This is a genomic window from Holdemania sp. (assembly GCF_986127675.1).
The window spans coordinates 1-2,034 of sequence record NZ_CFQZWI010000185.1 but is presented as its reverse complement, the minus strand read 5'-3'; the positions used below and the strand labels follow the sequence as shown (position 1 = coordinate 2,034).

The 2,034-nt window shown below is 48.4% G+C and carries 2 protein-coding genes; one reads left to right on the top strand and one right to left on the bottom strand.

Annotation, left to right across the window (positions count from 1 at the left end):
* Nucleotides 1–300 precede the first annotated feature (300 nt).
* A complete protein-coding gene (locus tag AC5OW4_RS15130) occupies nucleotides 301–1,203 on the top strand; it encodes a diacylglycerol/lipid kinase family protein (RefSeq protein WP_072684324.1) in 903 nt (300 codons plus the stop codon).
* 76 nt (nucleotides 1,204–1,279) lie between these two features.
* Here AC5OW4_RS15130 and ybaK read toward each other — a convergent pair whose 3' ends face one another.
* Complete coding sequence (ybaK, locus tag AC5OW4_RS15125; protein WP_072684323.1) at nucleotides 1,280–1,759, bottom strand: Cys-tRNA(Pro) deacylase; 480 nt, start codon at nucleotides 1,757–1,759, stop codon at nucleotides 1,280–1,282.
* Nucleotides 1,760–2,034 lie beyond the last annotated feature (275 nt).

The following is a 2,034-nucleotide window of genomic DNA, read 5'->3' as shown; positions in this document are numbered from 1 at the left end:
TTCCGATCTCGTAGGATCCGCCGATGGAATAAGAAAGCTTCATAATGTCTCTGGTCAGATCTTCCAGATCATCGCAATCAACCTGACTGGCCTGAAGCTTCCGGGCTACGATTTGTTTGCAGGATTCCAAATCCTGCACGGTCGCAAAATCAAACAGGATTGATTCTTTCATGTCATTTCCCACCCTTTGATTCAATCATAGCATAATATTTTGAAGTTTCAATTAAATTGAGATGACCGGAAGAAATAACCATGGTAAAATAATTCAGGAATTATCGTATTTTTTAGATAGGGGTATTTATGAAGCATATATTCATCGTAAATCCGACTTCCGGCAAAGGGGACGGAAAACGGGCTGCGGCCGCGATTCGAAAAGAAATCGAACAGAATCATCTGGACGGCGAAATCCGACTGACTGAATACGCCGGACACGCTCAGAAGCTGGCGGCGGAAATCCAGCCGGATCCGGAAACGATCGTCTATGCGGTCGGCGGCGACGGTACGATCTGGGAAGTGCTCAACGGTCTGCCGCAGGGATTGCGCATGGGCATCCTGCCCAGCGGCACAGGGAATGACTATTACCGGATGATCGACCGGCGCAAGCTTCCCTTTGCGCAGATGCTGCACGAAACCATTCAGGGCAAACAGGTGGAGGTTGACTTTGGGCAATGTCATCACTGGCGCTTCCACAACTGCACGACGCTGGGCTTAGACGCACGGGTCAACGATCTGGCAATCAAATTATATCAGAATTACCCGCTCCCGCGGTTTTCCGTCTACGGGCTGGCAGCGGTCCTGTGCGCGCTGAAGCCGGCGCCGTTTGAACTGGTGTTAAAAACGAAAACGGAGACTATCCGGCAGAAAGCGATCATCGCCGCCGTGATGAACGGCAGCTGCTATGGCAATGGCTTTATCGCCGCGCCGCAGGCGGATCTTCAGGACGGCTTATTCGACGTCTGCGTCATTGAACCGCTGACGTTATGGGAAACGTTATGGCTGATGCCAAAATACAAACAAGGCAAGCACACCCATTTGAAGCAATGCAAAATGCTGCGAGCCTCTGAAATTGAGATTCATGTCGACAAGCCGATCTTAATGCAGTCGGACGGCGAGGGCTTTACCTCCAATCATGTGCGGATCACGACCGGACCGTACAAGCTGCCGCTGATCGTGCCGCAAGCTTCACCGTTAAAAGCTAAATAAAAATCCTGAATTCTGACTTTCATAAAGCAGCCCTCAGGATTTTTTCTCTGTCTAATCTCCTTTTCAACGCCAGTCATCAGCGGATAATCGCTTCAAAACGTGCATGAATCAAATCAGCTAAGAGCTGCGGCGCCATTTCAATCTGCGTGCCGATCTGACCGCCGCTGAAGAGAATCGTTTCATAATCCAAAGCCGATGAGTGAATCACCGTTGGAAACAACTTTTTCATGCCAATCGGGCTGCAGCCACCGCGGATATACCCGCTGACACCCAGCAGATTTTTAACAGGAATCAATTCGACAGCCTTTTCATTGACCGCCTTCGCGGCTTTTTTTAAATCCAGCTCCGCCGCCACCGGAATCACAAATACATAACAGGCTTTGCTTGACGCCTGTGTGATCAGCGTCTTAAAAACATGCGCCGGATCCTCGTTCAGCATCGCCGCCACGCTCACCCCGTCGACCGCTTCCTTATCGTGGTGCGGATAGGTATGCACCTGATAGGCAAGCTTCTGCTTGTCTAACAGCCGCATCGCGTTCGTCTTGACTTCTTTCATCGCTTACTCCTCTTTCCATTTCATGAATTCCGGATTTATTATAGCACGATCCTCCAACAGGAAAAGAAGGTTCTATAAATTTTGGTGTTGGTGGAAACCAACGCTTTTTTTCTTGAGCATAAAAAAAGAGACATAGGTAAGAATTTCCGTTACAATAAAATCACCACAAATTACAGAAAGGAAATCTCACTATGTCCATTACTCATTCTATCGTATCTGTTCTCAATTTAAAAGACCCTCATCTTCATTTCTCTGAGGATTGTGTCTCTTCTCAG

Bases quoted from the DNA above. Each gene is read 5' to 3' on its own strand.
- ybaK (WP_072684323.1), bottom strand. From the start codon at position 1,759: ATGAAAGAAGTCAAGACGAACGCGATGCGGCTGTTAGACAAGCAGAAG.
- AC5OW4_RS15130 (WP_072684324.1), top strand. From the start codon at position 301: ATGAAGCATATATTCATCGTAAATCCGACTTCCGGCAAAGGGGACGGA.